The 13,683-nt window shown below is 62.0% G+C and carries 16 protein-coding genes and 3 pseudogenes; 12 read left to right on the top strand and 7 right to left on the bottom strand.

The window, feature by feature from the left end; genetic code table 11:
- Positions 1 to 57: 57 nt before the first annotated feature.
- A pseudogene (locus HUW43_RS04755) lies at positions 58 to 408 on the bottom strand (IS481 family transposase); the annotation flags it as partial.
- Between the two features lie 6 nt (positions 409 to 414).
- On the opposite strand from HUW43_RS04755, the pseudogene HUW43_RS04750 reads away from it, so the two are divergent.
- A pseudogene (locus HUW43_RS04750) lies at positions 415 to 763 on the top strand (integrase core domain-containing protein); the annotation flags it as partial.
- A 197-nt stretch (positions 764 to 960) separates the two neighbouring features.
- Here the strand turns inward: HUW43_RS04750 and HUW43_RS04745 are convergent.
- Positions 961 to 1,437 (bottom strand): helix-turn-helix domain-containing protein, encoded by a 477-nt coding sequence (locus HUW43_RS04745; RefSeq protein WP_081997358.1) that lies wholly within the window; start codon positions 1,435 to 1,437, stop codon positions 961 to 963.
- Between the two features lie 364 nt (positions 1,438 to 1,801).
- Between HUW43_RS04745 and HUW43_RS04740 the strand changes: the two genes are divergently transcribed.
- Genes HUW43_RS04740 through HUW43_RS04715 form a run of 6 tightly spaced genes read left to right on the top strand, consistent with a single transcriptional unit; the run spans position 1,802 to position 6,693 of the window.
- A complete protein-coding gene (locus tag HUW43_RS04740; protein WP_317450823.1) occupies positions 1,802 to 2,440 on the top strand; it encodes a disulfide isomerase DsbC N-terminal domain-containing protein in 639 nt (212 codons plus the stop codon).
- Positions 2,365 to 3,276: a hypothetical protein gene (locus HUW43_RS04735; protein ID WP_188236317.1), complete on the top strand. Its 912-nt coding sequence runs from the start codon at positions 2,365 to 2,367 to the stop codon at positions 3,274 to 3,276. Before HUW43_RS04740 ends, HUW43_RS04735 begins: the two co-directional genes overlap by 76 nt.
- Positions 3,273 to 4,382, top strand: coding sequence for a conjugal transfer protein TraN (gene traN, locus HUW43_RS04730; RefSeq protein WP_039575491.1), 1,110 nt, complete (start codon positions 3,273 to 3,275; stop codon positions 4,380 to 4,382). Before HUW43_RS04735 ends, traN begins: the two co-directional genes overlap by 4 nt.
- On the top strand, positions 4,354 to 5,247 hold the full coding sequence (locus HUW43_RS04725) for a type-F conjugative transfer system pilin assembly protein TrbC (protein WP_054588714.1): 894 nt from the start codon (positions 4,354 to 4,356) through the stop codon (positions 5,245 to 5,247). The genes traN and HUW43_RS04725 overlap by 29 nt, the downstream gene beginning before the upstream one ends.
- On the top strand, positions 5,219 to 5,818 hold the full coding sequence (locus HUW43_RS04720; protein WP_054588715.1) for a S26 family signal peptidase: 600 nt from the start codon (positions 5,219 to 5,221) through the stop codon (positions 5,816 to 5,818). Before HUW43_RS04725 ends, HUW43_RS04720 begins: the two co-directional genes overlap by 29 nt.
- Complete coding sequence (locus HUW43_RS04715; RefSeq protein WP_082665250.1) at positions 5,815 to 6,693, top strand: conjugal transfer protein TraF; 879 nt, start codon at positions 5,815 to 5,817, stop codon at positions 6,691 to 6,693. Before HUW43_RS04720 ends, HUW43_RS04715 begins: the two co-directional genes overlap by 4 nt.
- A gap of 35 nt (positions 6,694 to 6,728) precedes the next feature.
- On the opposite strand, the gene HUW43_RS04710 is transcribed toward HUW43_RS04715, so the two are convergent.
- Both HUW43_RS04710 and HUW43_RS04705 read right to left on the bottom strand, forming a co-directional pair.
- On the bottom strand, positions 6,729 to 7,139 hold the full coding sequence (locus tag HUW43_RS04710; protein WP_054588716.1) for a type II toxin-antitoxin system VapC family toxin: 411 nt from the start codon (positions 7,137 to 7,139) through the stop codon (positions 6,729 to 6,731).
- Positions 7,136 to 7,387, bottom strand: a complete 252-nt coding sequence (locus HUW43_RS04705; protein ID WP_039575504.1) for an AbrB/MazE/SpoVT family DNA-binding domain-containing protein — start codon at positions 7,385 to 7,387, stop codon at positions 7,136 to 7,138. The genes HUW43_RS04710 and HUW43_RS04705 overlap by 4 nt, the downstream gene beginning before the upstream one ends.
- Before the next feature lie 64 nt (positions 7,388 to 7,451).
- On the opposite strand from HUW43_RS04705, the gene HUW43_RS04700 reads away from it, so the two are divergent.
- The 3 genes from HUW43_RS04700 (at position 7,452) to HUW43_RS04690 (ending at position 9,201) form a co-directional block, all read left to right on the top strand.
- Positions 7,452 to 8,012, top strand: coding sequence for a hypothetical protein (locus HUW43_RS04700; RefSeq protein ID WP_039575506.1), 561 nt, complete (start codon positions 7,452 to 7,454; stop codon positions 8,010 to 8,012).
- Positions 8,013 to 8,204: 192 nt separating this feature from the next.
- The gene (locus tag HUW43_RS04695; protein WP_223181289.1) at positions 8,205 to 8,480 is read left to right on the top strand and encodes a hypothetical protein; all 276 of its coding nucleotides are present in this window, start codon (positions 8,205 to 8,207) and stop codon (positions 8,478 to 8,480) included.
- Between the two features lie 4 nt (positions 8,481 to 8,484).
- Positions 8,485 to 9,201 carry a nucleotidyl transferase AbiEii/AbiGii toxin family protein gene (locus HUW43_RS04690; RefSeq protein WP_052208291.1) on the top strand — a complete coding sequence of 239 codons (717 nt, stop codon included), beginning with the start codon at positions 8,485 to 8,487 and terminating at the stop codon, positions 9,199 to 9,201.
- A gap of 300 nt (positions 9,202 to 9,501) precedes the next feature.
- On the opposite strand, the gene HUW43_RS04685 is transcribed toward HUW43_RS04690, so the two are convergent.
- A complete protein-coding gene (locus HUW43_RS04685) occupies positions 9,502 to 9,909 on the bottom strand; it encodes a PIN domain nuclease (protein ID WP_058804244.1) in 408 nt (135 codons plus the stop codon).
- Positions 9,906 to 10,100, bottom strand: a complete 195-nt coding sequence (locus HUW43_RS04680) for a type II toxin-antitoxin system VapB family antitoxin (RefSeq protein WP_058804243.1) — start codon at positions 10,098 to 10,100, stop codon at positions 9,906 to 9,908. Before HUW43_RS04680 ends, HUW43_RS04685 begins: the two co-directional genes overlap by 4 nt.
- Before the next feature lie 407 nt (positions 10,101 to 10,507).
- Between HUW43_RS04680 and HUW43_RS04675 the strand changes: the two are divergent.
- Both HUW43_RS04675 and HUW43_RS04670 read left to right on the top strand, forming a co-directional pair.
- Positions 10,508 to 11,143: pseudogene (locus HUW43_RS04675) on the top strand (conjugal transfer protein TraH); the annotation flags it as partial.
- 5 nt (positions 11,144 to 11,148) lie between these two features.
- Complete coding sequence (locus HUW43_RS04670; protein ID WP_188236316.1) at positions 11,149 to 13,179, top strand: conjugal transfer protein TraG N-terminal domain-containing protein; 2,031 nt, start codon at positions 11,149 to 11,151, stop codon at positions 13,177 to 13,179.
- On the opposite strand, the gene HUW43_RS04665 is transcribed toward HUW43_RS04670, so the two are convergent.
- Positions 13,176 to 13,683 (bottom strand): hypothetical protein (locus tag HUW43_RS04665; RefSeq protein ID WP_317450822.1); only part of this gene is annotated, 508 nt, incomplete at its 5' end. The genes HUW43_RS04670 and HUW43_RS04665 overlap by 4 nt on opposite strands.

Here is a 13,683-nt window from a genome sequence, read left to right as displayed (position 1 = left end):
CCACGGCCACAGCCGAAATTACACCACCTTGACGGACGCGACCGTCCACCAAACCGGCAGCAGGCCACGGATCCTGTATGGCACCGTCTTGATAAGCACGCGCAGGAACGCTGCCGCGGCAAGCTTGGTCGCCCGGCGATAGATGCGGGCGAACACCAGCTTCGAGGTGCGGTCCACTTCGACATAGAGGAAGCCTCTTCCGCCTTCATAGCGCAGTTCCGCGATATCGACGTGGAAGTAGCCAATCTCATATTTCTTGAACTTCTTCGGCTTCTCCCGATCGGCTTTGGGCAACCGACTGATCCCGTGGCGTTGCAGGCAACGGTGCAGCGACGAGCGTGTCAGGTGTGGGATCACGTCCTTCAGCGCGATGAACACGTCGTCGAGCGGCAATCGCGCCTGCACCGGACACCGGATGTGTTCGAGGTGCTGGAACGGGGCTGCGCGCAAGTGGGTTATCCCGCCTCGATCAGGGCTGACAATGGCAGCGAATTTTATCTCCCGCGAGCTCGATCTGTGGGCCTACATGAAGGGCGTGACGCTCGACTTCTCGCGGCCTGGCAAGCCCACCGACAACGCGTTCATCGAGAGCTTCAACGGCAAGGAATGCCTTAACGCCCACTGGTTCATGAGCCTGGATGACGCGGTGCGAAAATGCGAGGCTTGGCGTAGGGACTACAACGAGGTACGACCGCACAGCGCGATCGAGAACAAATCACCGATATCGCTCATGTTGGCATCAGCGGCACATGGCCCGCCCTGATGTCAGCACGCTGGAAGGCTGCCAGCAGGGCGGTCCAGAAACGGGTAGCAGCTCAGAAGCCATCGAGTATCTTGGCAAGTTCTGGACGATCCTGGGATGTCGGTTTGCCCCGAACTTCGTCGTTCTGATCGCAATGCAACTCGGGTACGCAAATCCTTGTCCCTGGTTCACTTGACAAATTTTCAGAAGTAGCAATTTTAGCTCCTATCCTGAGTAGCAGGTAAAGATTGTGCTGTTCTTGACTGATTTTCAGCAGGGACTCGAACCTCGGCGCGCAGAGGTTCCTGGGCGCGTTCAAATTCGCCGCGGTGTGCAGCCCATCCTGCTCGTCTGCCGATATGAGTCCAGATCAGATATTCGATGTCGGCCCATTCGAATGGCGCTGGATCGATCGACGAAGCTTGGCTGTAGTCAGGGTCCAACAAGGGAAGAAGGACGAACGCGGGCGCGAGACGGAGCGCCGCTGCGCAACGTAAATGGTCATCGAGCGCCACGGCCGGGTTACCGCTCTCGATCTCTCGTAGCCAACGAACGCTCAATCCAACTCTGCGGGCAAGATGCTCCTGACTCAAGCGACGGCGAAGACGCTCGCTTTCGATGCGCCGCCCAGAGAACTCCTTGAGCTGATCCAGCGAAGCGACGCCGCCCTTCTCGCATGTCCTGGTGTCCGACATGAGCTTCCGTCCGAATAGTATGTGGTGCGCTAGCGCTCCATGCGAGGCTGGCTATCGCTGAGCGACACAGCAAGTAGAGATGCTTTCAGTCTATTAGCTTCGTTCATCTTCAAGGATTTCAGTCTGTGTCGCGCCTGACGCAATTCCCTTCAATTCATTGATTCCAATATGAAAGTTGGAATCACGATGCTCGGCTGCGGCACAATCGTGCCGCCTTGGGGAACGCGCCTGCCCTCACGATTGCCGCTGGCTCACAGCGCGTCCATCTATCCCTCCGTTCCGACCGGCTGACTTATCACTGGCTGCCTCATCGGACGTTCACGCAACCCACATCGAACGGGCGCCGTCGCGCCAGGGAGGACTCATGTCATGCGATTCCGCGAACGATCGTGCTGCGCCTCGATTCCGGTTATCGTCATTATCGGCGAACGGCCCCTTCAAGAAACCTGCCGTCTTACTGGCGGCGGCCGCACTTCTCGCCTCGCCGGTCGTTTGTGCACAAGAGAAGACGGAGAAGGTGTTGCTGGCAAAAGCCGCAGCGGAGGCGGAGCAGCAACTCAAGCAAACCTTCACAAATCTCCAGTTCGATGATTTCGAACCGGCGCCGGTGAAAGGCGCGATCTATCAAGCGAGTGCTGGCGGCCGGATCGTCTATTATGCGCCCGAGAGCGAGCATCTCTTGTTCGCGTCGATCTTCGACAAGAACGGCGTCAATCTGACAGCCCTCGCGCAGGAAGCCGGCATCTCCAACCGTCTGAAATCGATAGACTCCTCACAGGCGCTTGAAATCGGCCCCAAGGATGCGCCGAAGGCTGCCGACGCTTTCGCATCATCGGAGATGGCAATTGCAGTAGCGCGCCGCCGATCTTCACCGCGCGCTTCGAAGTCAGCGACCCCGCGAAGCTCCTGTCGGCGCGGATCGTCGAGATGGGCGCCGACGACTGGGTCCAGGGCCGCATCAACGGCCGCGTCGTCGGCTCCGCGGGGCCGCGTCCGTGGCTGACGACAGGATTGCCTTCAGGCGACTGCCGCACCGATGGCGGCGCGGCGCGCAATTACACCTCCTATGATTTTACCACCGACCTGCGGGCGGGGCCGACGACGGTGTCGGCACGCGTGCGCGGCGGCGGCGGCGGTGCGCCTCTCACGACCGAATGGGGACTGGTCGACGTCGAGATTCGCGTTTCGGACGCATGCGAACCGAGCGACCGGCTCGTCGACCAGTGCGAAGATATTGGCGCCAATCAAAAGTGCCGCCTCGACAGCGAGAGCGTCGATGGCGTCCAGACGTTTCTGAACGGCGTCGGCACCGGCCTTCGCCCCCTCCCGCGGTCGCGCCAGTTCGGCACGGGCAGTTGCACCGCTACCCTTACCCGCGACTTTTTCCTGCGCCAGCGGACCTATAAATGCGCGATCGACACCGGCGCGATGCCCGAACCCGACCTGTCGCGCGGCGCCTATATCATCGATCGTTCGACCGAGACGCTGCTCGCCGACCGCGTTCGGACGGCCGACGGCGGCAGCGCCGCGTCTACGCGCGCCTTCGCGCTTCCCGATCGCGGCTCGGTTCCAGCTTGCGAGGCGGTCTGCAAGACGCGCTCTGCGAAAGCCAATACCGACGCGGCGCCTGCGGGCGTCGTCGGCGCGCAGCAGACCAGCCCGACCGGCTTCGACACCTTCTATCACGCCTGCTCACCGGGCAATGTCTGTCCCGCCGGTCCCGGCGAGACCATCGTCACGCCCTGCGGCTGCCTTGATACCTTTCCCGAGGCGGTGGTCATGATGCAAACGGTCAGGCTCGCTGGCGCCGATCTCGCCTGCACGGCGACAGCGCGATGATGGGCCGCTTTCTCTTCTGGCCGTCGCGCCTCGCGCTGATCCTGTTCGGCATCGTCGCCTTCGCGCTCGCCGTTTACGCGTCGGCAGCGCAGGCGCAGCAGATTTGCGCGGTCGACCTCAATGGCAATGGTGACGCCGACGACGCGGGCGAGACCGCTAGCTGCGTCGGGATGCAAGGTGGTAGCTGGCAGTGCCCGATCGAACGGGCATCGTGCGCGCCCGAGCCCGGCGGCGCGTCGTCCTGCCCGCTTGGTTCGCAATATGCGTGCGAGACGCTGGCGAGCGGCGGCGTGCCGAGTTGCTCGCCGAACGCCTGCATCGATACCGCGGCAAACCCGATCGAGGATGAACCCGTCGTCGACGATCCGGGCGCGCCCGCCGACGGCGAAGTCGACACCGACGGCAATTGTCTCGGGAACATCGAGATATTCGGCGGCCGCGCGCTGCGCTGCCGCCCAGCGGGCCTCAAGACAACCTTTTCCAACTGCTGCAAGGACAAGGGTAAGATCGTCAAGGACGGAATGGGCTCGTCGATCGCGTCGACGCAGACGAAGATCGCGATCGCCAAGGGCGTGTTCACCGGAGCCCAAGCCGCCTATGCCGCCTTCCAGGCGGGCGCGACGGCAAGCCAGGCGGCGAGCGCGGGCGCCAATGCGATCATTGTCGGCATCGATCCGACCTCGATCGCGATCAGCCTCGCGGTCAACGTCATGATCGAGTTCCTCCTCTCCTCCTGCGACCAGCAGGACATGGAGACGGGCATGCTACGCGGCTCGGGCATGTGCGTCGAGGTCGGCTCCTATTGCTCGTCGAAGATCCTCGGCATCTGCGTCCAGAAGTCGCGCAGCCATTGCTGCTTCAATACCAAGCTCGGCCGCATCATCCAGGAACAGGGCCGCCCGCAGCTGAAGTCGTTCGCGGATGGCTGGGGACCGGTGAAGACGCCGAACTGCCGCGGGTTCACGCCCGAAGAGTTCCAAGCGCTCGACTTCAGCCGAATGGACCTCTCCGAATATTATTCGGAAGTTCAGGCCCGCGCGCAGGCCGACATCCAGTCAGACATGAAGGATCGTATCGATGCCTATATGCAGGCCATCGGCCGCTAGGCGCCGCGCCGTACTCGCGGTGGCGCTCGCCGACGTAGCCGGCATCGCCGGCCTTGCCGCAGCGCAAATATCGCCGGGCATCGACGACAACCCGTCGGCGCGCGAGAAGGTAGAACGCGAGGGCGAAGCGGCGATGGACCGGCTGAAGGGCGCGGTGTCGCGCCGCAAAGCCCAACAGCAAAACGGCCCATCTGACCTGCCGAAGCCGAGCGAGGTCGAACGCCGGCGCGCCTTCGAGGCGATGCGCGACCGTGCCAAGTCGCCAGCGATGGAAGCCCGCGCCCGCGATGCGCTTGAGACCGGCAAAGACCGCTTCGCCGCAGAGCGCGAGGCGATGGCGAAGCGGCTCGGCCAGGCACTCGGGCTCGAAGCGCCCGAGATCAAGGCCGTCGCCGATGCCGGTCCGGCGCCGGCGGCGAAAGGCTGGGTGCCTGTGCTGTTCGTCTCCTCGTCGATGCCGTCGTCAACGCTGCGCACCTATGCAGCGCAGCTCGAGAAGGCACGCGGTGTCCTCGCGTTTCGCGGCATGCCGGGCGGGATGGCCAAGGTCGCGCCGATGGCGAAGCTCACCGCCGAGATTCTCCGCCTCGATCCCGGCTGCGAGGGACCGGCATGCGTGATGCGCGACGTGCAGGTGATCGTCGACCCGCTGGTCTTTCGCCAGCACGGCGTCACCCGCGTGCCCGCGCTCGCCATGATCCCGGGCGATCCGGTGCTCCCCTATTGCGAGCGCGAGGAGGAAAGTCCGCGCGGGAGCCATATCGCTTACGGCGATGCCGCCCTTTCCGGTTTGCTCGAAGAAATTGCCCGCCTCGGCGGAAAAGAGGAGGTGCGCGATGCTCAGTCTCGCCTGGAAGGCCGGTAAGCATCTGGCGATCGGTTTGAAGGGACTGCCGCGGCGCGCAGCCGTTGCGCTCGGCAGTCCGGGGCTCGGCGAGCCCGCGCGCCCCGACCGGCTCTGGAAGGCGACGGCGATCGTTGTGCCACTCGGGCTTCTGACGTGCTGGGCGATGCAGCAAGCCATTCTCGTGATGTCGCCGTCGATCGACGCCTGGGCGGTGCGCGCGGCGCCGGGGCCGATCGAGAAGGGCGATTTCGTCCTGTTCATGCTCTCCCATCCGCTGGCCGGCCCCGAACCGGTCAAGGTGACCAAGCGCGCGCTTTGCATGCCCGGCGAGCGCATATCGCTGATCGAGAAACCGTCGACGATGGAGCCCCACGCCATGGACGGGTGGTATTATTGCGACGGCGTCCTGCTCGGCGTGACCAAGCCCTACGGGCGAAATGGCCAGCGGCTCGACTATTGGCGGCCCGATCACGGGCTGATCCCGCCGGGATTGATCTATGTCGGCTCGCTGCACCCGAGCGGGTTCGACAGCCGCTATTACGGACCGGTGCCGATCGCGCGCCTCACCCGCATGGAGAAGCTGCTGTGATCCGCCCTGCCCTCCTCGCGGCGCTCATCACGGCCTTCCCCGCCGCCGCGCAGCCGACCTCACCCACCCGCGAACCGAAGCAGGGCTATTGGTGGTATCAGGCACCGCCGCCGGTCGAAGATGCGGATGCCGAGCCCGACGCGCTGATGAAGCCGGCGATACCGCCGATGGCGGAACTGGCGACATGGACGCCGCCCAAAATCCGCAAGCTGATCGAGCAGCAACGCGACTATGCAGCGACCGTGCTCACCGTCGACGCGGTCGCGGACTTCTGGCGGCTGCAGGACTTCGCGCGGCGCAAGGCACGTGCGTTCGCAGGCGTGACTCAGATCGCCTTGCTTCAGAACCCCGAACTCAATGCCAAGTCCGCCAACCCGATCGTCGGCGACGCGCGCGCGGCGATGGGTGCCGAGAAGGAAGCGGTTCGCCGCCGGTATCTCCGCGCCCACGCAAGCCAGTTCGCGCTCGTCATGTTCTCGCGGAATTCCTGTGGCTATTGCCGGGTGCAATGGCCGATCCTCGAACGGTTCCGCGAGGAGACGGGCTGGCAGGTCACACAGATGGATCTCGAGCGCCGACCGGAGCTCGGACAGCGCTTCGGCGTCGAGGTGACACCGACGACGATGGTGATCCGCCGCGACAGCTCGGCAAGGATGGTGATCGCGTCGGGTGTCGAATCCTATCCCAATCTCGCGCAGACCACATACCAGGCCGTGCGGCTGATGCTCGGCGACATTCGGCCCGAACAGTTCCTGACCGGCGCGGGCGAGGAAGATGGTTTCTTCGACGCACTCGGCAATGGGCCGGTTTCCGCGACCGATCCCCGTGTGTTGGGCGGCGACCTCGTCGGTGCGGGCTTGGAGCCGCGTCGATGACAGCGTCTATTGCCGAGCAGCGCAGCGCAGTTGGATCAAGCTTTCGATTGATCGGGGTTCATCGCAGATTGCCCATGCTTTGCCAGAAGGCCAACAGCGCCTCGATCGAAGCTCACGAAGGTCTCGCCTCCCAGCCATTGGCCATCGTGGGCGATGACCCCATCAGCGAAGTCTCCACCTTGCTCCAGTATTGCAAGCCCCGCTTCAACAGCCTGTCGGTCCGCTGCGACATTGCCGGCGTCGATAAGCAATCTGACCGATGCAGCGACCCTTGCCGCCTCATAGCGATACACTTTTCTGAGCACCCAGCAGAACTCGCACAAGGCCGGAAGCGTCACAGCAACAAGTTCTGCTTCCTTCAGGAGCTTTTTTGCCAAGGGGCTTTGAACGGGATCGTCCAGCGTTGCGGATCGGACGAGGATATTGGTGTCGGCAGTAATTTTCACAGCTGTCCGGCCCAGCCCTTTTCAATGGCCTCATTCATCTCCTCGATCGAGATGGGCCGCTGGCCTTCCCGCTTGAGTGACCCGAAGAAATCCTCAATCTTTCCGGAAGGCCTGATGGCCCGAATCTTGATTTCACCGCCGGGGAGTTTGTCAAAGCTGATCTTGTCGCCTGGATGGACGCCGAGATGCCTGAGCAATTCCTTCCGCAGCGTGACCTGCCCTTTCGCGGTAATGGTAACAGCGTTCATGTGGCGAGTCCTTTCAATAGCACAAGGTAAGAGCAAATCCCCTTACCTGCAAGGCGAGTTCAGTATGTTGGCGCGATGTGCAAGCGCGCTGAGCATGAGCATCCTAGTCATTTCGCCCGGCATGGCGCAGACTGTCAGCCGCGAGGATGCAGCGCGCGCCGCGATCCATCCGGTCGGAACAACTGCGGCGATGAACCACTGGCTCTCGCGCGTTCCGGTGACGCGCGCTTTCCCGCCGGACTTTACCGAGGAACTGCGCGGACGCAGTTCGGCCTTCGTCGTCGAGATGAGCACCGCGCCCGGCTGCGTTCCCTGCGCCGATCTCTGGACCAAGCTCGGAAGTCTGGGAAGGCGATATGGCTGGCAGGTCCGCGCCATTTCCGCGCAGGAAGCGATGCTGCGATCGGGCCGGCTCGGCTTGCCCTGGATCGGGCATCCGGTCGCATGGGTGCGTCCGATGAACGATACGAACCGGATCATTCCAATCGCCGTCGGGACCGATCATGCGCCCAATTTAGCGCGCAACCTCTATCTCGCCGCGAAGATGCTGACGGGCGTTCGCCCAGCGGTAGGCGTCCGCGCACTCTCGAAATTCACTGGAATCGTTGGGGGCCCGTCGCGATAAGCCGGACGGAACTTTCTTAGCTCTGGCGCGGAATCTGCTTGAAACATCAAAGCCATGATGCATGCTTCATAAGCTGAATCTGGTCTTGTCATTATTGCCTCGCGTCGGGCGTAGGACGCGACCTGAGCGAGATTCTTGTTTTGATAACCGCTCGCGACTATATGAAAACAACGATCCAAACAGGATCGTGTTATGAGTGGAATGATGGCAAACGCTGTAACTCAAGTGCTGACGACGGTGAACGCCCCTTATGGGGCGGCCGTTTCCGCACATCAGCTTGCTGCCATGATCGTCGACTTGAAGAGCGCGATTGACTGCAACGCGCCGGTTTTCGCTTTCTTCTCCGAAGTGCCGCTGAACGTCCAGGAACAGTTCATGGCAGCGATGGGCGTAGACGCAAGTCAAGCGAGCCAAGTCGCCGATAAAATCTCCGAACTTTCGGGCTACACGCTACCGCTGGCGGCCTGACGCCGTGTCTGCAAAGCGGCCGAGCGAATGGCCGGTCCTTTTCAATCTCGCCGTAGATATTCTTGACCATTTCAGGAAGGCGAACGGCTTCGCGCCTCAGTGGAGCTTCGGCGGCGGAACCGCACTGATGCTGCAGATCGATCATCGTGAAAGTCACGACATCGACCTGTTTCTGGACGATCCACAAATCCTCCCATTTCTCAATCCGGAAACGCAAGGCATCAAACTCGATCACGCTCCTGACAGCTATCAGGCAGGCACCGATATGCTGAAGCTTGCTTATCACGATCTGGGCGAAATTGATTTCATCTGCTGCGACAGCATCATTCCAGATCCAACACGAGCGCACGACGTTCAAGGTCACGCCATCGCGCTTGAAACGCCAGCGGAAATCATCGCTAAAAAGGTCTTCTATCGCGGTTGGAGTTTCCAGCCGCGCGATATGTTCGACCTTGCAGCGGTCGCCGAGCATTTTGGACCCGACTATGTAGTCGGGGCTATTGAGCATTGCGGCCGCGCGAGGTGCGAAACGGCTCTGGCAGTCATCAACAAAACGAATCCCGCCTATGTTGAAGGGATTATTGGCCAGCTCATGCTTCGCGAAAAGACGCGCAATCTCGTTGCCCACTCCCGAGAAATCAGTCGAGACCTGATCGGACGAGCTTCAGCGAAACAGCCTATCCTGAATCCGGATACCCGGCCGCATGAGTCCGACCGGTGAACGATACGAACCGGATCATTCCGATTGCCGTTGGCACCGAATCATGCGCCCAATATCGCGCGCAATTTATATCTCGCCGTAAAGATACTGACCGGCATGCGCCCTGCAAGCCGGGGTCCGGGCGTTTTCGAAATTCACGGGAATTGTTGCTCAAGGGCCGGACATCTCACCGCAACGCCGAGCAAAGCCATAACTTCGAGCTTATTCCGGTTGGATATCCGTTCAGGGCGAAGAAGCGAAATCGAGCAACGACTTATCCCTGCAAATCTGGAGCTACGATCCAGATTTGCAGGGATCACATCATCGGCGTGCGTCCGACATGGCCGACGAGAGTCCGAGATGTTCCACGAAAGGATCAAAATCGCGGTCGCTGTAGAGCAGTGCTAACCCGTCTTCTATGCAACGGGTGGCGATAAGCGTATCGATGGTCTTGCGAATAGTGGCCCCTTTGCCGCGTAGTGCCCGAAAGTTTCGGGCCGCCTGGATCGCGATATCGCGACCTCCGATATCGATCTGGTCGAGAGACCCCATCAATCTCAGCCCGACGTTGAAGTCGCGGTCGCTGGTGAAACCCTGCAGGACTTCAGCCAGAATGATGTCGCCGGTCAGCAGTGGCTCGGCGCCTAGCAATGCGTCTAATCGTTCCGTCTGCGGTGTGGCATCGCCCCGGAAATAATCGATCCAGACGCTGGAATCGACGAGGATCACCCGTCGGTTCTCATGGCATCAAGATCGCCCGTCCAAGCGAGCTTACCCCGAAACTTCCGAATCTCGTCCTGTTTGCGAAGCCGAAGCAACGTCCGCAAGCCGAGCTCAACGGCCTCACGCTTTGTCTTGAGGCCCGTTGCCCGGAGAGCTTCGCTCATAAGATTATCGTCGATGACGATGTTGGTCCGCATGATGTGTATCCTTTTCTTAGATCATACACATACGAACCTTTGAAAGCGTTTGCAATCCATCACGGCATCTTGCCGACCCTGAAACATGGGACGAGGCGATGATCGACATGGCAGTGGCCCATTTCGCGTGGGACATATTGGCGGAAGGACCTTGCCTCTGAGAGGCGCGTACGTGCCTCTGCCCTTGTCGCGAGAGGTCAACACAAGCGACCCTGAGCGGGTTCAGCCTGCCACATCCCGCCCCTGAGAAAGAACGCTGATGTCCTCGCTTGGCGGCCGCCGCGCCATTATGATCGCCCTCATCCTGTCAACCTGCGGAGCCGGCGCGCCGGGAGCCTATGCCCAAAGCTGGGCCGAGCATTGGTTCGACAATGTGACCTACACGTCGCCCGGCAGTTTCGAGGACCATCCCTGCCTGCCCGCGTCAGGACACCGAAGGCGTCGAGGATTTCCTGACCGGACGTGTCCAGGCCCGGTCGCTCAACGTCCCGCCGACCAGCGCTGACTGCGCGACTGACGGGCCGGGCCGCGGCGCGCTCGTCCTCGCGCGTGAACGGATGCAGACGATCGCGACCAAGATCCGCACCCGCGCCGCGCTGACTGCCGAAGAGCGCCAGTTCGTCGCCAATGTGAAGACGCTCCCCATCTACCGGATGCTCGAATGGGGCGTGCGCGAAGGCGTCGAGGATGCCGTGATCGGCGATACCGACGAACTGGTCGCCCTGACCCTCGCCTACCAGATGCTCAATGATCTCACTCGCAGCATCGATTTCGCGCTGTCGAATGCCGAGCGCGGCACGTCGGCCGCCGGTGCCGCCGACGCAGGCAATGCCAATATCTGCCAGACGCGCATCCTCACCAAGGGGATAGAGCAGCTGCGCGATCTTCGCGAGGAAGTGCTGCGCCAGCGCGCGCAGATGCGCCAGTCCTATATGGCGGCGCTGAACCAGGCCAACCTCTCGGCGAACTATGCCGGGCTCGTCCGCCAGCGCGACCGCGACGCGCGCGACGCCGCCGGTGCCGCCGCTAACCGCAATCGCTGATCGCGATGTGCTCCCGATTCCTTTCCGCGCTGATCGCCGCCCTCGCCGCCACCGTGCCGACCGCTGCGCTAGCGCTCGAAACCAGCTTCCACACCTATGACGGGTTCAACGAGACCGTCGACGCGTTCCGGCTCGTCTCGATGATCTTTGCCGATCCGCGCTACGAAACGCTGGTGCTCATCGTCGCGGTCGCCGGGATCGCGCTCGGCGCGCTACTCGCGAGCGTGCGCGGCAACGGCATGGGGATCGTCGCTTTCGGCTTTCAGACGCTCGTCGGCATCGGGCTTTTCGTCGGCATGGTTGCGACCACGGGCACCGTCCATGTCTACGACCGGGTCCGCAACGCCTATCAGCCCGTTGGCGACGTCCCGAACCTGATCGTTCTCGTCGCGGGCGTCACCAATATGATGGAGCGGGCGATCGCCGAGACGATCGACGATAATACGATCGACCCCAATGCCAAGCTCGAGTTCGGTGCGGGTGGTCACAGCTTTGACTTGTTCCTGAACGCTGTTAGCCCGCGAGGGCCGATGACCGACACCTTCCTCGATGCAACGATCAAGGATTATGTCCGGCAATGCTATCCCGTCGCGCGCGTCTCTCCCGCCTATGGCATCGACGACGATCAACTCTTTCGTACCACGAACGATCTTCCCGCGGCTTTTGCCGCGATGTCTGGGCCGGCGACCTTCAGCACCGTCTTCACTGCCACCGACAAGGGCGGAACAACGGTGAGCTGCACCGAGACTTGGACGCATATCTCGGACCGGCTTTCCGATCCGTCGCTGTTCCACGGTTACAGTCAACAGGTCTGCGAGCGCACCGGCTATGACGTCTCGAACGCGGCTCAGCTCCAGCGCTGCCGGTCGAACCTCGGAGCGCTCGGTGACAAGATGCTCGCGACGCCGCTGACGCTCCAGCAGCTGATGACGAACATCAACCTCGGCAACGCCGTCGGCGACGTGCTGTTCGAAGATAGCCCTGCGACCGCCGCGCGCGTCATGGCGAACCGTGCCGTCGTCTCGAGCGGTCTCGCCACCATGTCGACGGCGAACGAATGGATGCCGACGACACGCATGCAGGGGCTGCTGCGCAGCGAGGGCATCAACATGACCAAGCGCGAGCTCGCCATGGCGCAGAATGGCGATCTCAATCTCAATGTCTCGCCCGACGTCGCGCGGCAGCTCCGCGCCGCAGGCCTCATCAACGACAGCCAATATGGCACGATCGCCGAGGGAGGCCGCGCCCGGTTCAGCTTCGCGGACAACGACCTGCTCGTGTCGAGCAGCACCGGGTTCACGCAGTCCGCACGCAGCGACACCAGCACCAAATATGAGGCCGGCAAGCAAGCCGGACCCGATACCATCGAAAACATGCTAAGCAGCGGACCCGAGGGTCAGGCGATGATGGCGAACTGGCTGCGCGGTGGCTTCGAAATGGACCGCAACGGCGAGTGGCGGCTCAATCCGCAGGTTGCGGATACGCTTCAACGCGACGTGTCGGCGATCATGGCCCAGACGGGATGGCAGCGGGCTATATCTCGCTCGGCGCAAGACCAAATCTCAATGGGAACTGCGGTTGGCGGCAATGTCGGCGCAAGTGCCCAAAGCAGTGACTATGCGTCGCGTGGTGGTCCGGCCAAGGGTAAGGAACGATCACAGACAGCAACGTCAGGGAGCGTCGGCGGGAGCTTGGGATATAGCAGCAGCGACATGGGCACGAGTAACGAGACAGCTCGGGCCTCGCTCGATATCGTAAACTATGATGTACGCGAGGCGATATCCGCCGCAGAGCGGGCGGCTGCGCGCTCTGCAAACCCTGAAATGACATTTACGAGCGAGCTGAACCGTCAGGTGCTTGGCCCCGAGGGGCTGCGAAATCGCTACCTTGGGCAAGCCGATTCCGCACGTGGAACCGCCGATATTACTGGACCGATGACGTCGCTCGAACAATCCTCGATCTTGAGCAGTGGCCGATTTTCGACCGACCTAGCAAATGGTCCATTCGACGGAGATAGCAGCTACAAGAAGCGCTAATCTCGACGTCCAGGGTGCTGAAGGCTGAGTGGGTTGCCGATATATAGTCCGCCGGAGCGCGGATCATAGATGTCGACCGACCAATGAGGTCGCCCAAGACGCTCCCAGTGCTCGTCCTCCATCCTCATCTGCTCGAGTTCGCCGATTTCCTCGTCCGAGAGAGGCTCGCCAGATAGCGGCCTGTCGAGCCAAGCTTTGACGAACCCGAAACCAAGCACCAGTAGTGCCGTCGGCGGAAAGAACAGCATGTTGAGATAGCCTGCGAGAGCGCTGGTGTAGAACTCCGCCAGTGCCGGGACCTTCAGCGAGGCCACCGCGCCTGTCCAGTAGACCGGGATCGCCGCCCACCAGAGCTTCGCGTACCAAGGCTTCCAGAGCCAATTGCGCGCAACGGGCGGCCGCGCGGTCTCGGCTGTTGATACGTTGGAAGGTTGGCTCGCCTGCATGGGTTTTCTCGTTAGCGTCCGCGCTCGTGGTGTAATTTCCGGTGTAGGCGATGGTGTA

The sequence above is a fragment of the Sphingopyxis sp. LK2115 genome, from assembly GCF_014595975.1.
Classification (GTDB): Bacteria; Pseudomonadota; Alphaproteobacteria; order Sphingomonadales; family Sphingomonadaceae; genus Sphingopyxis.
The sequence above is the reverse complement of the archived record's forward strand: the minus strand, read 5'-3'. Positions and strand labels throughout refer to the sequence as shown.